The organism is Mycobacterium sp. NPDC004974 (assembly GCF_053600815.1).
In genome coordinates, this window is sequence record NZ_JBSGAQ010000023.1 from 41,043 (window position 1) to 57,573 (window position 16,531).

A 16,531-nucleotide genomic window follows, 5' to 3' on the forward strand; every position below is an offset into this window, starting at 1 on the left:
CCAAAGACGTGTCGAAGGAGGCGCCATGTTCACCCAATGGATCGAAGACTGCGTCGTGCAACGCGTGTCGCTGCGCGACGGGTTGGTGTTGGACCTCGATGGCTACAGCGAGCTGGTGATTTCGCGTCCCCTGCGGCTGACGCTGCCGCCCGTCGGGGACTTTCCGGCCGAACAAGTGCTCATCGACCCCAACCGGGTCGCGGTGCACGAACGCCCGCTGCTCGACCTGGCCGGCGCGGTGTGTACGCACGCCCGGTACGGCGATGACGGCGCGTTGCACCTGGGTTTTTCCCGAGGGCACCGCATCGATGTGGAGGCCGACGCGCACGCCACGGCCTGGGAGCTCTACGGCAAACGCCACGGATACATGGCCTGCCTGCCGCGTGGCCGGGTCCGGGTGGTCCGCCACGACATCCCCGACGCCGACGACACCGACGCCGGCGTCGGCGCAGGTCACTAGCGGCCCACAGGCGCGCCGCGCGGCCCCGGCGGACGCGCAGCGCGAACCACTGTGGTACTGCTAGTAGCGTAGCGATACCGATAGTTCCTTTTCTCGGGTGGAGGGGTAGTGACCGACAGCGATCCGGATGGTTCGGGCACCGCGATGAATGCTCGGCGGCGATACCGCCGTTCGGCCGAACCGGCGGATTCCAGCGAGTACAGCGCGCGGTTGGCGGCGCTGGCGAGGTTCACGGTGAGGCACAAGACGCTGGTGATCGGCGCCTGGCTCGGCGTCGCGGTGGTGCTGGCACTGCTGTTTCCCCAATTGGAAACCGTGGTGCGCCAGCAATCGGCGGAGCTGCTCCCCCATGATGTGCCGTCGTTTCAGACAGTGGACCGGATGAGCGCGGCGTTCGGCGAACAAGGTTCCAAGACCATGGTGTTCGTCGCGATGGAAGACCCCGCCGGGCTGACCCCCGCGACGCGGGAGCGCTACGAGGACCTGGTGGCGCGGCTACGCGGCGACACCGCCCACGTCTTGCTGGTTCAGGACCTGCTGGCCGACCCGATCACCGCGACGCAGGCGGTCAGCGCCGACCGCAAGGCCTGGTTTCTGCCGGTCGGGGTGGCCGGCACCCTGGGCGATCCCGCCGCCGCCGAATCCGTGCAAGCGGTGCGCGACATCGCCGCCGACGTGTTCGCCGGCACGTCGACCACCGCGTACGTCACCGGCCCGCCCGCCACGTTCAGCGACCAGATCGCGGCCGCCGAACACGACCTGGTGCTGATTTCGATCGCCACCGCCGGCCTGATCGCGGTGATCCTGCTCATCGTGTACCGCTCGGTGTTCACCGCGCTGCTGCCACTGCTGGTGATCGCGGTGAGCCTGGTCGTCGGGCGCGGTGTGCTCTCGGCCCTGGGCCAGCTGGGAATGCCGGTCTCGCAATTCACCGTGGCGTTCATGACCGCGATCCTGCTGGGAGCCGGCACCGACTACACGGTGTTTCTGATCAGCCGCTACCACGAACAGCGCCGCGCACAGGTGCCGCCCGAACAGGCCATCGTGCACGCCACCGCCAGCATCGGCCGGGTCATCCTGGCCTCGGCGGCCACCGTCGCCTTCGCATTCCTGGCCATGGTGTTCGCTCAACTGAGCGTGTTCGCCGCCCTCGGCCCGGCCTGCGCGGTGGCCGTCATGTTCGGATTCCTGGCCACCGTGACGCTGCTGCCACCGGTGCTGGCGCTGGCCGCCCGACGCGGCATCGGCGACCCCAAACCCGACCGCACCCGCCGCTACTGGAACCGCGTCGCGGTCGCGGTGGTCCGCCGACCCGTGCCCCTGCTGATCGCCAGCCTGGTCATCCTGCTGACCCTGGCCGCGGCCACAACAACGATGAAGATCAGCTACGACGACCGCAAAGGCCAGCCCGCCACCACCGCCAGCAACCAGGGCTACCAACTACTCGACCGCCACTTCCCCAAAGACATCGTCATCACCGAATTCCTCGTCGTGGAAAACCCCACCGACATGCGCACCGCAAAAGGGCTCGCCGACCTCGACGAAATGGCCTCCCGCGTCTCCCAGATCCCCGGCGTCACCACAGTGTCCGGCGTCACCCGCCCCACCGGAGCCCGCCTCGAACAAGCCCAACTCTCCTGGCAGAACGGCCAGATCGGCGACAAGATGGCCGGCGCCGTCGCCGACGGCAACGCCAGAAAAGACGACCTCGCCAAGCTCACCGCTGGCGCCGACCAACTCGCCGGCGGCCTGGCCCAACTCGACACCACCCTGCGCACCGCCCTGACCCCCCTCACCGCGACACTCACCCAAGCCCAGTCCGCCGGCACCCAGATTCAACAGTTCCGGCCCCTGCTGCAACAACTTTCGGCCACCGCCCCCGGCGTCGACCGCGCCATCCAATCCGGTCCCGGGCTGCGCCCCCTGGCCGAACAAGCCCAACACGCCATCGCCGTCCTCGACCCCCTCACCGGCGCCCTCAACACCTCCCCGTGGTGTGCCACCACACCCCAATGCGCCCAGATCCGCGACCAAGTCCAGACACTGGTGAGCTTGCGCGACAGCGGATTGTTCACCCAGATCGCCGAACTCGGCGATCGCTACAACCCCGACACCAACGCCACCGTCGCCGGCACCCTGGCCACCGTCCACACCGCGGTCACCTCCCTCAACAAAGCCTTCGCAACCCTCGGAGACCCCGCCGACCTGGCCGGCAACATCCGACGCCTCCAAGACGGCATCAGCCAACTCGCCTCAGGCGCCCAAGCACTGGCCACCGGCGTCCACGCACTGGCCGACAGCAACATCGAAATGCTGTCCGGGATGAGCCAGATCGCCACCCAACTCCAAAACGCCGCCCGCGCCACCGCCAACTCGGACTCCTCCAGCGGCTTCTACCTGCCCGCCAACACCTTCCAAAACCGCCAATTCACCGATATGGCAAAACAATTCCTCTCCCCAGACGGAAAAACCGCACGCTTTGCCATCGAAACCAGCCACGACCCCTACAGCGCCGAAGCAACCCGCCTCGCACACGAAATCACCGACGTCGCCAACGCCGCACGCCCCAACACCTCACTGCACCAAGCCACCGTCTCCGTTGCCGGGTTCCCCGCCGTCAACTCCGACATCCAACGACTGCTGCGAGCCGACTTCACCCAACTCGCCCTCGCCACACTGCTCATCGTCGGACTCATCCTCGTCCTACTACTGCGCGCCCTGCTCGCCCCGCTCTACCTGCTCGGCACCGTCGTGCTCAACTACCTGGCCTCACTGGGCATCGGCGTCCTCATCTTCCAATGGGGACTCGGACACGAAATCGCCTGGCCAGTACCACTACTCGCGTTCATCATCCTGGTCGCAGTCGGCGCCGACTACAACATGCTGCTCGTCTCACGACTACGCGAAGAATCAGGACACAACATCCGCGTCGGCGTACTGCGCACCGTCGCCAACACCGGCTCCGTCATCACCTCAGCCGGCCTCATCTTCGCCGCCAGCATGTTCGGCCTCATGGTCGGCTCAGTGGCCATCATGATCCAAGCCGGCCTCATCATCGGCTGCGGACTCCTACTCGACACCTTCCTCGTGCGCACCCTCACTGTCCCCGCCATCGCCACACTCCTACGCGAAGCCAGCTGGTGGCCCCAACGAGCCACCCACCGCCCAACAACCACCAGCCACTCCACACCACCACAACTAGCCACCCGCCATTAAGAACCAACACCCGCACCCACCCCCAACAAGTCACCGCACCCGTCACCGACGGCAGCCCGCCATGATGGCGGCGACGAAGCGACGGGCTCCCGAACCATCGCGCCAGCCAGACCGCACCAACCAACCCCTAACCGGAAACACCGGCAGCCCAGCCTGTTACCCATCACGCCAAGCCAGGCCAACTCGCCTCAGCGGGAACAACAGTGAACATCAGAATCTGACCCCAGATAACACTCTGCTCAACACCGCGCTCAACGAGGAGCGCTCGTTCCGCAAAATGTTGTCGTATAACGGCAGCGCGGCCCCGATGGCGTCCTTGATTTTCACCGACACCGCTCCGGCGATCGCCGCGTTCATCGACCGTCCTGCTGGTGATGTGGACGGCGACGATACCTCGCTGATCGCCGGACTGCCGGTATGGAACTGGCGTACGGACGAGGATATGCCGGATTTGCCGTCGCCGATGTCCTGACGAAACCGCGGCCGTCGCGGACGGCAGCTGTCCAGGGCGACGAAGAACGGCGGTCCGACCGCTACCGTGGGCCACCGTGACCGGTGCGCCAGCTCTCAGCCCTGATTGCTTGGGGTGGGCCCGGACGGCCGGCTTCGTTCATCGCCGCGACGACGAGGCCGGCATTGTCGAGCTCAGGTCGGAGGTCGGCGCGCCGATTCGATACGTGATCCGGCGGCCGGCGGTGGGTCGTGTGGAGCTCGTCGAAGTCGATGAACTGGGTGATGAGCGGTTGGTGCTGTTCGTAGCGGAGATGAAGGTTCTCGAGCGCTTCTTGTTCGGAGTGTTTGGTGACGATATCCGCGCTGAGGTCGACCTGCCGTTTGTCGAACTCCCTTGGGACAGAGAATCACTAGCCACTGGGTATGAGCCCGACGATACGAACCCGGCCTACCAGATTCTGACGGCTAGCGGTCGGGGTCCGGTTGCGGCGGTTCCCCGCTCGGAGGTCGGCCTGCTGGCGTTAGTGCCGCTGTCGCATTTCCTCGGCTGGAGTTTGGCGGCGTTGAAGCGGTCGTTTCTCGATGAGAATTTCAGGCCGCTGTTGTCGCCGGACGGTAGCTATGCGCAACCGGATCTACCCAAATCCACATAGTTCGAGGGCCAGATACCGCACCGCGAGCTGCTAGGCATTAGTTATGCGGAAGTGCACAGCACCGGTCAAGGGTCACACGAGTGCCGCGGCGAAAGCAGCTTGCCCTGTACACGGCACACAGGCGTGGCGGGTGAACGCGCCGACACCGCCGGCGCTCACCTCTCGGACACGCGTCACCGGACGAGTAACCGGTGGCGCCAACGGCCTCGTGACGGCGGCCGAACGAAGCGCTCGCCAGACATGGTCGGTTGCCGGCGCGGACCTCGCTGTATGGATCCTCTTGGCCATAATCGTCAGCGACAAGCCCTGGCTTGTCGCCCTCGGTGTGATCGCCGTCGCATTGCCGATCGCGCTAGCGTTCGAGTGGACCTATCAATGTTCGGCCTGGATCAACGACGGCACTGCCCGCTGCCAACGTCGGCGCGACGGCATCTTCAAGCGCTGCCACAGCCACCGTCGAGCGGTCATGACGCAGTACGACGCGGCGGCCGCGACGGCCCTGATCATCGCCATCATCAACGCGATGATCCTGATCGCTGTCCTACAGCGCTAGGGGCTTAGTGCCAGTGTGGCTCTGAGCGCCGGGTCAGCTCGTCGTACGCCGCGAATTAGCGTTTGTTTGAGTGCTTTTCGCAGGCTTCTTGGTGAAGGCAGCGGGTGTCGGCGCCTTGCCTTGAGGCTTCGGCCCCGACGCGTAGCCGCCGCGCTTCTCCCAGCCGCCGCTTGGTTGACTGCGTTCGGGCATTTCTGCGCCACCTTTCAGGACTCGGCCGATCCGGCGCTGGATCCGTCCCACTCGCTGAACTCAAGATAGCGAACTTCGGACCAGCGCACGAGGAGGCCGACGCCGGCCGACTGGTAGTTGCCGTCTCCGTCGGTGAGCAAGATGCCGTCCTCGTCGACCAGGTACTCATAGGCCAGGTAGAGGTCGCCATCTTCGCCGTATCCGCTGGCGAACGAGTCAGCCCACAAACCAGCTTTCCACTCATCGTTTGCCAGCTTCAGCCGCATGATCCCGGACTGGTGCTTGTCAAAGAACCAGTCCCAGGCCCTCGGTTCGGGCGAACTGCCGGCATATAGCGACACGAACCAATTGACAGCCTTTTTCCACCGTTTGGGCGAGTCGCGCCATTTGCGGCCTCTCTCGGTGAGCGCCCCGGCAGCGAACGGCACGAGCAGATAGACGAGGACGACCACCCACCACCACCAGCTGAGAGTGCGACCCTCCTCAACAGCGTCGGCGGCACCGTCCGGCTTGACTAATCGCTGATAGGCGCCATAGGTGATCGGCGCCAGCAATGCGTGGAAGACCGCCGACGCGCACAAAAAGCGCAACACCAGCGCCCCGGTATCGGTCCGCCGCCATGCCCAGCTAGCGCCGCCGCTTTCTCTCGCGATGGTGTAGACGGCTCCAGGCAAGACAGCGATCAACGCGATAGCCAAGGCTTGAAACGTCGAGATCACTCGACGAACCTTACGGCCGGTGGGTGGCGGCACGTCGGGAACTCATCACACTTCGGCGAGCTGCGATGCACGACGCCGTCACCACGCCGGGGGAAACCATGTTGGCTGGTCCGACGTCTAAACGGTCATGGACTTCGCGGAACGGCTGGCGTTGATCGATGAGGGTTTGGATCCCGATGACCCGGCGGTGACAACGGCGCTCGACATGGTCCGTTGGGAGTTGCAGCTGCTGGGCACCGATTAGAGGTCAAGGCCGACGTCAGTGCCGCGGCTGCGATCGCGGTCGGTGTCGATGGCGCGGGCCCGGTAGTGGGTGATGTCGTGGTAGGCGCGGCCCAGTTCGTCGCGGCGAGTCAGTAGGTCGTTGGCCTCTTGCGCCGCCTCGCCGGCGGCGGTGGTGCTGGCGAGGTGGTGTTCGACCCGGTCGAGCGCGGTCCGTGCGGGACGCTCGGCCGGGTCTGCGATCCGGTGTGACCAGGGCAGTTGGTTGTTGAGCATGTCGGTGAGACTGGCTTCGCGCTGGTTGTCGGTGCTGTTGGTGACCAGGAGCAGTTTGGCGTTGGCGTCGCCGGCAGCCTTGGTGAGGGCGCGCAGCTGGCGGGGGTCGAGTTGGTCGGCGTCGTCGACGACGAGCAGGGTGCCGGTGGGCAGTTTCCATTGCCCGTTGTCGAGACGCTCGATCGCTTGGTCGGGGTTGGCGGTGGTGTCGGCGTAGCGATGTTGTGCCGCATAGGTTTCGGCATTCCCGCTGGCGGGGATGGCCAGGATGCGGTGCTGATTGCGTAGTGCGGTCGTGGCCAGGGCGCCGAGGACCGCGGACTTGTCGGCGTTGGCGCCCAGGTGGAGAGGTTGGACGGTTTGAGCGCTGCCGGCGATCTCGGTGACCGCCGCGGCTGCGGGCTTGTCGAGCAGATCGAGGTCGGCGTCGCGGGTGGCGTACATGGCGGCGGGGCTGCGGACACCGGCCTCGTCGAGCATGTCGACTTCGCGGCGCAGCGCGGGAAGGTCAGCGGCCAGGTCGTAGTCCACGCCGGGCCGGGTGCCGAACACGCGGGCAGCGGCGAGCTCGGCGCGCATGAGTTGGTTGTCGAGGTCGGTGGCCTCGATGCGAGCTTGGCGCAGCTGTTCGGCGTCAGCCCGCATAGCGACGCTGCGGCGCTGCTGAATGTCGTGCTCGGTGACTACGCCTGAGGGTCCGCCGGCGATGTTCATCAAGGCCTCCTGAGTGGTGTCGCGCTGGTGGGCGGCATCGGCGAGCGCGGCCGCGACCGCCGGTGTGTGCCGGTCGAGTTCGGCGCGGTGTTCGGTGAGGACCGCGACGAGATCGGCCTTGCCTCCGCGTCGGGCAGCGGTGATCTGCTCGTCGATGGTGGCGAGCAGGCGGTGGTGGGTTTCGCTGGTGTGCTCGGCACGAACCCAGTCGGCGTGCGCATGGCTGTAGGCGTGGGCATAGGGCCGCTGCTCGTCGCGGCGCCGGACAAGTTCGGCGAGCTCGACGGCGAGGGCTTGTTCGGCGGGCCCGCCACCGGTGTGCAGGATGGCGTGCTGCAGCTCGCGGACCCGGTCGCGCGCGCGATCGCGCGCGATGCGCAGCGCGAGGATGTCGGCCGGCCGTGTGGGTGCCGGCCGGTAGGGCAGCAGATCCTCGAACGCCCAGTCGCCAAGGTCGTCTTCGGCGTAGCCGTAGGCGTAGTCGGCGGGATCCGGGGGCGCGTCCTCGGCGTAGCCGGCCTCTTCGGGTGAAGGCTCGGCGAGCAGATCGAGTTGGCTACCGGCAGAGGCCACCCAATCGGCGGGGTGCGGAATGTCGGCGTCGATCGTCGCGGCGTGGGTGAGCAGTTCGATGCGGGTGGTGAGCAGCCGGGCGTATTCATCGGGGCGAAGGCCGCCTTCGGTTTCGGCGATCTCGCGCAGGTGTTCACTGGCCGCCGCCAGGAGGTCGGCCGGTGGCCAGTCGGATGCGGTGACGGCGGCGATGAGCCCGGGCCATGCCGGGTCCGAGATGACGGTTTCGGCGAGCTCGGAGCCGAACAGATGGTGCAGTACGGGGGTCCAGTCCGGACGCAGACGAGGGTTGGAGCGTTCCAGCGTCGGCGGGGCCAGAGTGCCCGACAGCCGCCACCACAGGGCCGCTGCGGGCAGCTCGTCGGGCAGCGGACCCTGAGCGGCCGCGGAGGCGAGCATTCCGGCGACGTCGGCGCCGGCGCGGGCCGCGTCGTCGATGTGGGCGGCCAGCCGCGGCCAGTAGGGGTCGTTGGGAATGTGCGGGTTGACCATCGCGGCCATGGTGCGCCAGCGCGAGACGCTGTCCTGGCTGTGCAGGACCGCGGCGTCGACGCGGCTGTGCAGAAGCTTCTGGAAGGCCGCGGAGCGGTTGGCGTGTTGCTCGCGGCCGGTGATCCGGGTGTCGGCGGCATCGACATCGTGCGCGGCGCGGAACACCGCGATTTCGGCCATCAACTGGGGTTGGCCGTTGAGCAGTGGCCGCGCCCAGGCCGGCGCGGTGGCTCCAGTCCACTCGCGTGCGGTATCTCGGATCTGATCGGCCAGCTCGGTCACGAGTCGCGCTCGGCCCGCGAGGTATTCGGCCCATTGCGGGTTGTGCTGGACCGCGGTCGGGATGGCCGGAAGCCAGCGCAGCGGCCCGACGTTGGCGGCCGCGGAACCTTCGGGCGTAGGCAGGCGCCAGTCGAGCACCGCGGCGACGTCGACGGTGTCACCCAGCGGCTTGGCCGCGGCGTGCTGCAGGGCCGCGACGGGGTCGTGTCCGTCGAGGGCGAGCAGGGCCAGGTTGCGCCGCAGGACGGGCCAGGCTTCGGCGTCGGTGATGTCCCCGACGATGGCGGTGGCGGCCTGGTCGATGCGGGCCATGGTGGCGGGCCCGGCGAGCACTTCGGCAGCCGCGGTGAGGGCGTCGGCGTACATGCTTGCCACGCCGTGCAGTCGGGTGAACGGGTCGAGTTCGGCTTGCGCGGCGGTGCTGGCCGAGACTTGCCGGCCGTCGCGGCGAAGGATCGTCGAGAGGATGTCGACGGCGGTCGGTGGGTGGGTGGCCTTGGGCGCGAGGATGCGGTGCGGGTCGGCTTCGGATGTCGAGAAGTAGAAGTGGTTTTCGTCGCGGGCCCGGGTGCCGGCGACGTAGAGCTGTTGGCGGGTCAGGTGATCGGTGGCGACGATATGGCAGGTGCCTTTGATCTTCTGGGTGCCGGCGGTGAGGCCCTGGGCGGCGTTGATCGTGGACGCGTAGCCGAGGGTGGTGTTGGCCGTGACGTAGTCGGCGGGCAGCCGGATCGTCTTGGCCCGCCGGTCGGCGCCCAAACGCGCGACGGTGATCGATCCGTCGCGGTGCACGGAGCGGATTTCGTAGCGGTGACCGTTCTTGATCCAGGCACCGTTGGGCAGTCGCAGCCACCGGGCATTCTTGCGAGTGATGATCCAGTCCCCGGCCGATGCGGTCAGCCCGTCGGCGAGGATGACGGTCCGTGACGGCTTGGCGTTGGCAGTGCGCAACCGGTCGAGTCGGGCGCGTTCGTTGAGTTCGGCGACCAGATCGTTGGTGGGCGCCAACAGGACACTGCGGTGGCCTGCCTTGATGTCGTCAGCCCACGCTTGGTAGGCCATGTCGGCGGCGGTTTGGTCGGCTCCGACATGCACGCGGCCGTGGTCGATGTAGTAGGCGATGCCGGCGGGATCGCCGTCGCGGATGGCCAAGCTCGCTGCGCTTTGGGCGGGGTCGCGGAAGCGCACCACCGTAGACAGAGTGAGGGTTTCCGGCCGCGAAGCGAGGTCGGTGATGACGCCGCCGGCCGAGATCGACGCCAGCTGTTGATCGTCGCCGACGAGGCGCACGCTGGCGCCGCGGGCAAGGGCGTGGGTGATCATTTCGTCGAGGTCGAAGGTGGAGGCCATGCCCGCTTCGTCGACGATCAACAGGGTGTCGGGACCGATGGTGTTGAACCACTTGAGTGCTGGGTCGTTGGCCGCCACGGGGTGATCGGTGGGGGCGGCGAGCTGAACGAATTTGGCCATGGTGTCGGTGGTGATGTGGGCGTCTTCGGCCAGGACTTCGGCGGCCGCCGCGGTTGGAGCCAGGCCGATGACGTTGCCGCCGCTGTTGGTCCACGCGGACGCGAGAACGGACATGGCGGTGGTCTTTCCGGTGCCCGCGGGGGCAAGCGCCAGTTGCAGCCGGGCCCCGGAGGTGGCCATGCCGCGCACCAGTGCCTGCTGGGCTTCGTTGAGTTGCAAGCCGCTTTGGGCGTGCTGTTCGAGCATCGCCAAACCGATGCTGTTGTCGTCTGCGACACGGCCGCCACGTTGTTCGGCGGCGGCCAGGATGCGGCGTTCGGCGGCCCGGATGGCTTCGCTGGTGTAGCGGGTCGAATCGTGTCGGGTATAGACCGAGACGCCATCGCGGCGGCGCAGGACCGCGGGTTCGTTCATCTCGGTGTCGGCGTGGCTGGTGATGGTGATGCTGCAGGCGTCGAGAGCGTGTTTGACGATCCGGTTGAGGATCTCGGGATCGCCGTGGCGGTCGGTGCCCCGCAGTACCCGTTGAGCCTCGGCCCGGACGTGGTTGATGCCCCATTCGGCCCGGTCGTGCGAGACCCGGTTGATGACGGCTTCGGCTTGATCGGCAACCCATTCCGCAGTGATGGCGGGCTGGCGGCGGGGCCGCGCACGGTGGGTGACATCGGTGATCAGCCGGGCCAGTTTGCGGTGGCTGCCGATGACTTCGATGGCCTCGGTTCGCCACGTCTGGCGCTGCTCGCCAAGGCTGCGCGGCTCGTGTTTGGCCTGCCGGGTGTCGAGGGTGGCCTGCTGAGACAGCGCGAGCATTTCGACGGCGCTGGGTTCACGGCCATGCTCGGCCTGGAAGGCCTTCGCCAGGTCCGCGACACGGTTCTCGATCGCGGCGCGCCGGGCTGACCAGCGTTCGATGAGTTCGACCGGGATTCCGTCGATTTCACGCACCGGCCGCTTGTCGTTCTTGGCGCGGGTTTCGGCGAACTGCACACCGAGTGCGGCCATGAGATGAGCCTCGAGTCGGGTGTTGTAGAGCTCGGAGGCGGCGACGGCGGCTTTGTGCAGAGGGTCGCCGTCCAGTGCCAGCCAGCGCGGGATTCCGTCAGGCCCGATGACCCGCACCTTGTTGCTGATCGCGACGTGGGTGTGCAGGTTGGGATCTCCGGCGCGGGAGTCTCGGTGATCGAACGCGGCGGCGATGAATCCGGTGGTGTCGACCTGGGCGATTCCGTTGGCTCCCATACGGGAAAACGCTGCGTGTTCCTCCAGGAATGCGAGGGCGTCGGCGACGGCTTGGTGGTGGGCGGCGAGGATGGTTTCCGAGATTTCCCGGGGCGCAACGGCCCACAGCACCGACACCGATTTGACCGGGGTGAATGTCAGGTCGTATCCGGCGACGGCTTGGGTTTGGGCGCGGGATTTGCGGGCGATGAAGCCGGTCAGTTCTCGCTCGTCGGCCGGTGGGCGGCCGTACTGCTCGGCGAACATTTCACGGGCGATCGCTGTTTTGATGCGGGCGCGTTCCTCGGGTTCGAGGGAGGCCAGGCGGTCGCGGCCGAGGGTGGTGTTGAAGTCCGCGTAGCCCTCGCGCAGGCGGCGCATCCATTCGTTGTCGGTCTTGTTGACGCGGAACGGCCGGCCCAAACGCGCGGCGGCGATGGCGCCGTTGTGGCCGAGTCCGAATCCGGTGAGCCGCTCGGTAATTCGGTCGGCGTTGGGGTGCAGGCCTTCCCCGAAGAGGGCCTTCATCTGGTCTTCGGTGACCTCGGAGCCTTCGGGCACTGACCACAGTTCGGCGACCATCGGATCGGTGGCGTCGCGGCCTGCGGGTTCACCGAGGCCGGGCAGGCCGCTGCCCATCCAGCGACCGGGGGTTTCGCCTTTTTCGCTGTAGTAGTCGGCCAGGCTGGATTTGCCGCGGTGGGTGTCGTCGGACGCGGCGACCTGGCGAATCAGGTACATATACCCGTCGCCCGCGCTGAGTTTGTGCAAGCCCATCACCGCGTCATCACCCGGGTCCGAGCCAAAGGCCGGCCGGGGAGTTATACGACAGCCGTTATCAATTTGTGACCTGAATGCAAGAGGTGTGATGTGCGGTAGTGGGGTGGAGGTTGTTGGGAAAGGCGGCAGGGCTGGTGTGGCCAGGGGCGGCAGGGAGGCGATGGAAGCGATGGGCGGCGAGGGAAGGAAGTTGAGTTTGGGTGCGGCATAAGGGGTAAGCGGGGGGCATGGTGGGCGGCATGGCGAACAGTCGAGTTTCGAAAGCGGCACGTAAGGCGGCTCGCGAGGCGGCAGCTGCGGCGCAAGAAGAGCAGGCGCGGCGACAGAAGGCGAACGTCGAGGATCTGGCGAGGTTCTTTACGGCCAAGCAACGCGTCGACGACGTCGACGACTGGCTGGCCGAAAGGGTCGAGGAGCTGAAGGTGCGCGCAGCGCGGCGCCGCGACGAAGAGCGCACCGCGTGCGGTGTGGCACTGAAGGCGATGCAGGACCGCGGCGAAAGTGTCCGCGAGATCGCGCGCATGGCCGGCGTCGGCGAAAAGATGGTGCGCGAGCTGATCAAGTTGGCGGTCGAGCCGGCCGCGGAGCCGGCCCCGCCGGCGCAGCAGGACGACAAGACCGATGCGGCGCCGGTCGAGGACGCGAGGCCGCAGGCCGACGCGGACGAGACGAGCGGCTTCGCGGTCCGCGCTGCCGGTTGACCGCACATGTCGGTGGTGACCCTCACAATGGTGGGCGCACAAGTCGGTTTCGCGCGGCTGGACGCGGTTCGGGACGAACCGGGTTTCGGCCGGCGCGTTATGGTGACAGGAGACCGTGACCGCCGTGGGGGTTTCGCAACCACTACGCCTGGTGGTGAATCCGACGATTCACGCCGACGAATTGGAGCGGTTCGAATCGGAGATCGTGCGCGGCCCGGGCCCCGAAGATTGCGCCATCTGGACCGGCGCGATCGGCGGCGATGGCTACCCGAGATTTTGGGTGCGCCGTGACGGCGGCGACCGGATCATGCTGCGAGGCAACCGCTACGCTTTGGCCGCAGCGCGGCCAGGAGTGCCACTCGAACCATGGGAACGGGCACTGCACGGCTGTGACAACCCGGTGTGCGTGCGGGTGAGCACGCCTGGTGAGGTCGGCCTGTTGCATCTGGTGACCGGTTCGCAGCGAGACAACATGCAGATGATGGGCCGGTCCCGGCGAGGCGGCGGCAGAACGATAGTTCGCCGCGGCGAGCATGGCGTGGCCGACCGGCGAGCGCGCGCGGTAGCGCTGCGCGAAGCGGTGCGGCACGGCTGGGACGCGGAAGCGGTCGCGGCCGCGCTACTGGGATCACCCGAACCGACGCTGTGGTGAGACCCCGGGCGCGCGGCGCAGGCGAGACGCCGGCCGAAGGCCTGGCGGAGCCGCGGCGCGCAGCCCGCCACCGGCCCGGAAGTCGAACATCGACAACGGTCGACATCTGCGCGCGACGGCCGCGGGGCCGCGGCATGTGATGGTTCCGGGCCCGACCCGAGTGGCGAGCCGGGCCCGGAACGTTGAGACGAATCGTCAAGCAACACTTGCCGCCTGGGTCTCGACGGTGACGGCGTGCCGTGTGGCGGCGTCGATGTCGACGTTGGCGAGCAACACGTGCAGCCCGCGTGCGGGCGTCCAGGAGCTCAGCGACCAGTGCGTGTTGTGCGGGTCGCGACCGGCGACCCAGTCGTGGTTGAGGAAGTACTCGGCGGACCCGGCGGCGGTGAACCCGATGCGGTTGCGCGGCGCCGCGGCGGGCTGGCCGGCGTCGGCGGTGCTGCGCTGCCACCAGTGCGCGGGCGGCGTGATGGCCCGCTTCCAGAGCAGTCCACCGCTGCGGAACTGCGCGATGTGAGAGTCGATGATGCCGCCGTCGAGTGGGGTGGAGGCGACCGCGGATGCGAGCACGTGGGTGGCGTCGTCGCGGGCGACGATGAGCACGTCGTGCTGGCCGTCGCGCAGGCGATGGCGGGCGGTGGTGATGAGGCCGGCCTGGGGGCTGGCGATGCGGTGGGTGCCGAAGGCCCGGAGTTCGACGTTGTCGATTGCGAGTGCTTGGAGTTGGGCGGCGAGCCGGTAGGTGTGCGACATGGTTGTTCTCCGTTCTGGTCGTGAGTGGTTGCGCCGGTTGGCGTGTGTGTCAGGGGGACCGGCAGGGTGGCGCGGTCAATCCCCGAAGAGCGCGCGGTGGTGGGAGCCGGGGTTTCGGCCCGCGAGCGGCAGCGAGCTTGATAGGGCCGAAACGGTCACTCGGCCGGCGGACACCAGCTCGCGCGTGGGTTGACCGTGACGGGCCCCGGCCGGTCAGACTGAGCCACGCTGACAGGCAAAAGAAGGTGAGCAGGCACCCAACCCAAAAGCCCGCCGGAGGCGGGCTATCTGGCGGACGCACCTAGTGCGCCGCCACGAGCACACCGGAAGACAAAAAGAGCCCGGCCAACCCCATGCGGGGCCGGCCGGGCTCGGTGGGCGTTAATTCGCGATCGCGGCGGCGAGTTGGTCGGCGGGGATGGGGTTCCATCCGCTGCTGGCGCACGCCCATGCGGTCTGACCGATCTGGACGACGTCGCCGACGGAGAGACTGCGGTGTCCGGTGAGGTGATATTGCTGGGCCCACATCGTGGTGGGCTCATCGATGTTGAGTTCTTCGAAGATGGTTTCGAGGGCGGCCATGACGGCGGTGCGTCCCGGTCGGGTGTTCTCGGGTACCGGCATGTGGAAGTGGATGACGGGGTGCAGCTGGGCAGGGGCGTGGCGGTTGAAGCCGAGGGTGCTCAGGAGCGCGGTGTTGAGGTACACGGTGGTGGGGATCTGTGTGGTCATGGTTGTGCTCCGTTCGGTGTGGTGACTGGTTGCGCCGGTCAGCGCTGGGGTGCGGTCGATCGGCTGAGGGTGGGCTGTCAACCCCGAAGAGCGCGGGATGGTGGTAGCCGGGGTTTCGGCCCGCGAGCGGCAGCGAGCTGATAGGGCCGAAACGGTCACTCGGCCGGCGGACACCAGCCCGGGCGTGGGTTGACAGGTCGGGCCCCCGGCCGATTAGGCTGCGCGCCCCTGCTGACGGCAAAAAGGTGAGTGGGCTGCCAACTCGAAAGCCCGCCGCAGGCGGGCTATTCGGCGGTCGCACCTAGTGCGCCGGCCGCCACCACAACCGCCGGATCAAAAGAAGAGCCCGACCAGGCACCTCGCGGGGAGGGCCCGGCCGGGCTCGATGGCTAGATGTTGTTTTCGCGGATGGTGTGTGCGATCGCGTAGGCGGCGCGGACGTTGCGCAGGCTGTCGTTGATGAAGCTGGCGACGTCGGCGCCTTGGGGCCCTTCGACGTAGGCGCTGTCGTTGATGGTCTTGTGGGTGAGCACTGTGATGGATCGAGCGGCTCGGTAGAGCGCGGTGAGCGCAGTGTCGAGGGCTTCGTCGAGAGCCATCTGGTGGGTCGTGATGGCGAGCTGGCGTTCGGTGGGGGACATGGTGTTTCTCCGTTTCGGTGTGGTGGGCCCGCGCCGGGTTGGGGTCGGCGCGGGCCGGGGATGGTTGGTTAGTCGAGGCCGGCGTTGTGGATGCGCTGGCGGATGAGGTCGAGGTCGATGGTGTTGTCGCTGCGGCGTGCCCAGTGCTGCCAGCCATCGAGGGCGGCGGCGATGTCGTCGTAGGAGACGTCGGGGCGGCTGATGGGCAGGGTGTCGCCGTGGTCAGCGCGGGAGGCGGCGGCGATGACGGCGATGAGTTGACCGGTGATGGCACCGGAGGCCGCCTGGTTCTCGTGGCGGAATCGCAGCTGGCGGGGCCGGTCGTAGTCCGTGGGGTCGACGAAGTTCCATGCGAGGGCGAAGTCGATGTCCATTGGTGGTGCCTTTCTTGAGGTTTGGTGTGATCGGTGACGGGGTGGGTCAGAGCGGGTGGACGGTGAAGATGACGCCGTGCCCGGGGATGGGGGCGGTGCTGGCGGTGATGCGGTACCAGCCGCCGAAGTGCGGGTGGTGCTGGGGAATGAGTGCGGCGAGGTCGGTGTGGTCGACGCAGAACCGTTCGTGCTCGACGGTGTCGGCGATGATGTCGGCGTCGTGGTGGCAGTGCAGGACGCCGCAGGTGTGGGCGCCGGTGACGTGCCAGGTCTGGGTGTCGGTTTCGACGATGGTTTTCGACATGGTTTGTCTCCGTTCTGGTCGTGAGTGGTTGCGCCGGTTGGCGTGTGTGTCAGGGGGACCGGCAGGGTGGCGCGGTCAATCCCCGAAGAGCGCGCGGTGGT

The 16,531-nt window shown here is 67.6% G+C and carries 14 protein-coding genes; 7 read left to right on the top strand and 7 right to left on the bottom strand.

Annotation, left to right across the window (positions count from 1 at the left end):
- The first annotated feature begins 25 nt into the window (after positions 1-25).
- The 5 genes from ACWEFV_RS31690 (at position 26) to ACWEFV_RS31710 (ending at position 5,335) form a co-directional block, all read left to right on the top strand.
- The gene (locus ACWEFV_RS31690) at positions 26-460 is read left to right on the top strand and encodes a DUF6188 family protein (protein ID WP_003887008.1); all 435 of its coding nucleotides are present in this window, start codon (positions 26-28) and stop codon (positions 458-460) included.
- A gap of 144 nt (positions 461-604) precedes the next feature.
- Positions 605-3,676: an MMPL/RND family transporter gene (locus tag ACWEFV_RS31695; RefSeq protein WP_085976934.1), complete on the top strand. Its 3,072-nt coding sequence runs from the start codon at positions 605-607 to the stop codon at positions 3,674-3,676.
- 61 nt (positions 3,677-3,737) lie between these two features.
- Positions 3,738-4,148: a hypothetical protein gene (locus ACWEFV_RS31700; RefSeq protein ID WP_450073083.1), complete on the top strand. Its 411-nt coding sequence runs from the start codon at positions 3,738-3,740 to the stop codon at positions 4,146-4,148.
- 76 nt (positions 4,149-4,224) lie between these two features.
- Positions 4,225-4,782 carry an Imm61 family immunity protein gene (locus ACWEFV_RS31705; protein ID WP_214398631.1) on the top strand — a complete coding sequence of 186 codons (558 nt, stop codon included), beginning with the start codon at positions 4,225-4,227 and terminating at the stop codon, positions 4,780-4,782.
- Positions 4,783-5,062: 280 nt separating this feature from the next.
- The gene (locus tag ACWEFV_RS31710; protein ID WP_214398630.1) at positions 5,063-5,335 is read left to right on the top strand and encodes a hypothetical protein; all 273 of its coding nucleotides are present in this window, start codon (positions 5,063-5,065) and stop codon (positions 5,333-5,335) included.
- A gap of 206 nt (positions 5,336-5,541) precedes the next feature.
- On the opposite strand, the gene ACWEFV_RS31715 is transcribed toward ACWEFV_RS31710, so the two are convergent.
- A complete protein-coding gene (locus tag ACWEFV_RS31715; RefSeq protein WP_214398629.1) occupies positions 5,542-6,246 on the bottom strand; it encodes a DUF6338 family protein in 705 nt (234 codons plus the stop codon).
- A gap of 240 nt (positions 6,247-6,486) precedes the next feature.
- Entirely contained in the window at positions 6,487-12,270 is a 5,784-nt protein-coding gene (gene mobF, locus ACWEFV_RS31720) for a MobF family relaxase (protein ID WP_214398628.1), read from the bottom strand.
- Between the two features lie 242 nt (positions 12,271-12,512).
- Here mobF and ACWEFV_RS31725 point away from each other — a divergent pair, with 242 nt between their 5' ends.
- Together ACWEFV_RS31725 and ACWEFV_RS31730 are read left to right on the top strand one after the other, a co-directional pair.
- Positions 12,513-12,974 (top strand): hypothetical protein, encoded by a 462-nt coding sequence (locus tag ACWEFV_RS31725; RefSeq protein WP_214398627.1) that lies wholly within the window; start codon positions 12,513-12,515, stop codon positions 12,972-12,974.
- Positions 12,975-13,089: 115 nt separating this feature from the next.
- On the top strand, positions 13,090-13,626 hold the full coding sequence (locus tag ACWEFV_RS31730; RefSeq protein WP_372451610.1) for a hypothetical protein: 537 nt from the start codon (positions 13,090-13,092) through the stop codon (positions 13,624-13,626).
- Between the two features lie 195 nt (positions 13,627-13,821).
- Here the strand turns inward: ACWEFV_RS31730 and ACWEFV_RS31735 are convergent, their stop codons facing one another.
- The 5 genes from ACWEFV_RS31735 to ACWEFV_RS31755 form a co-directional block, all read right to left on the bottom strand.
- Positions 13,822-14,379: a hypothetical protein gene (locus ACWEFV_RS31735; RefSeq protein ID WP_214398626.1), complete on the bottom strand. Its 558-nt coding sequence runs from the start codon at positions 14,377-14,379 to the stop codon at positions 13,822-13,824.
- A gap of 381 nt (positions 14,380-14,760) precedes the next feature.
- A complete protein-coding gene (locus tag ACWEFV_RS31740; protein ID WP_064917868.1) occupies positions 14,761-15,111 on the bottom strand; it encodes a hypothetical protein in 351 nt (116 codons plus the stop codon).
- A 389-nt stretch (positions 15,112-15,500) separates the two neighbouring features.
- Positions 15,501-15,752, bottom strand: coding sequence for a hypothetical protein (locus tag ACWEFV_RS31745; RefSeq protein WP_214398625.1), 252 nt, complete (start codon positions 15,750-15,752; stop codon positions 15,501-15,503).
- Between the two features lie 68 nt (positions 15,753-15,820).
- The gene (locus ACWEFV_RS31750; RefSeq protein ID WP_214398624.1) at positions 15,821-16,126 is read right to left on the bottom strand and encodes a hypothetical protein; all 306 of its coding nucleotides are present in this window, start codon (positions 16,124-16,126) and stop codon (positions 15,821-15,823) included.
- A 46-nt stretch (positions 16,127-16,172) separates the two neighbouring features.
- A complete protein-coding gene (locus ACWEFV_RS31755) occupies positions 16,173-16,430 on the bottom strand; it encodes a hypothetical protein (RefSeq protein ID WP_085142305.1) in 258 nt (85 codons plus the stop codon).
- Positions 16,431-16,531 lie beyond the last annotated feature (101 nt).

Coding starts and splice junctions, on each gene's coding strand:
- ACWEFV_RS31690 (WP_003887008.1), top strand. CDS start 26: ATGTTCACCCAATGGATCGAAGACTGCGTCGTGCAACGCGTGTCGCTG.
- ACWEFV_RS31695 (WP_085976934.1), top strand. CDS start 605: ATGAATGCTCGGCGGCGATACCGCCGTTCGGCCGAACCGGCGGATTCC.
- ACWEFV_RS31700 (WP_450073083.1), top strand. CDS start 3,738: ATGATGGCGGCGACGAAGCGACGGGCTCCCGAACCATCGCGCCAGCCA.
- mobF (WP_214398628.1), bottom strand. CDS start 12,270: ATGGGCTTGCACAAACTCAGCGCGGGCGACGGGTATATGTACCTGATT.
- ACWEFV_RS31725 (WP_214398627.1), top strand. CDS start 12,513: ATGGCGAACAGTCGAGTTTCGAAAGCGGCACGTAAGGCGGCTCGCGAG.
- ACWEFV_RS31735 (WP_214398626.1), bottom strand. CDS start 14,379: ATGTCGCACACCTACCGGCTCGCCGCCCAACTCCAAGCACTCGCAATC.
- ACWEFV_RS31740 (WP_064917868.1), bottom strand. CDS start 15,111: ATGACCACACAGATCCCCACCACCGTGTACCTCAACACCGCGCTCCTG.
- ACWEFV_RS31745 (WP_214398625.1), bottom strand. CDS start 15,752: ATGTCCCCCACCGAACGCCAGCTCGCCATCACGACCCACCAGATGGCT.
- ACWEFV_RS31750 (WP_214398624.1), bottom strand. CDS start 16,126: ATGGACATCGACTTCGCCCTCGCATGGAACTTCGTCGACCCCACGGAC.
- ACWEFV_RS31755 (WP_085142305.1), bottom strand. CDS start 16,430: ATGTCGAAAACCATCGTCGAAACCGACACCCAGACCTGGCACGTCACC.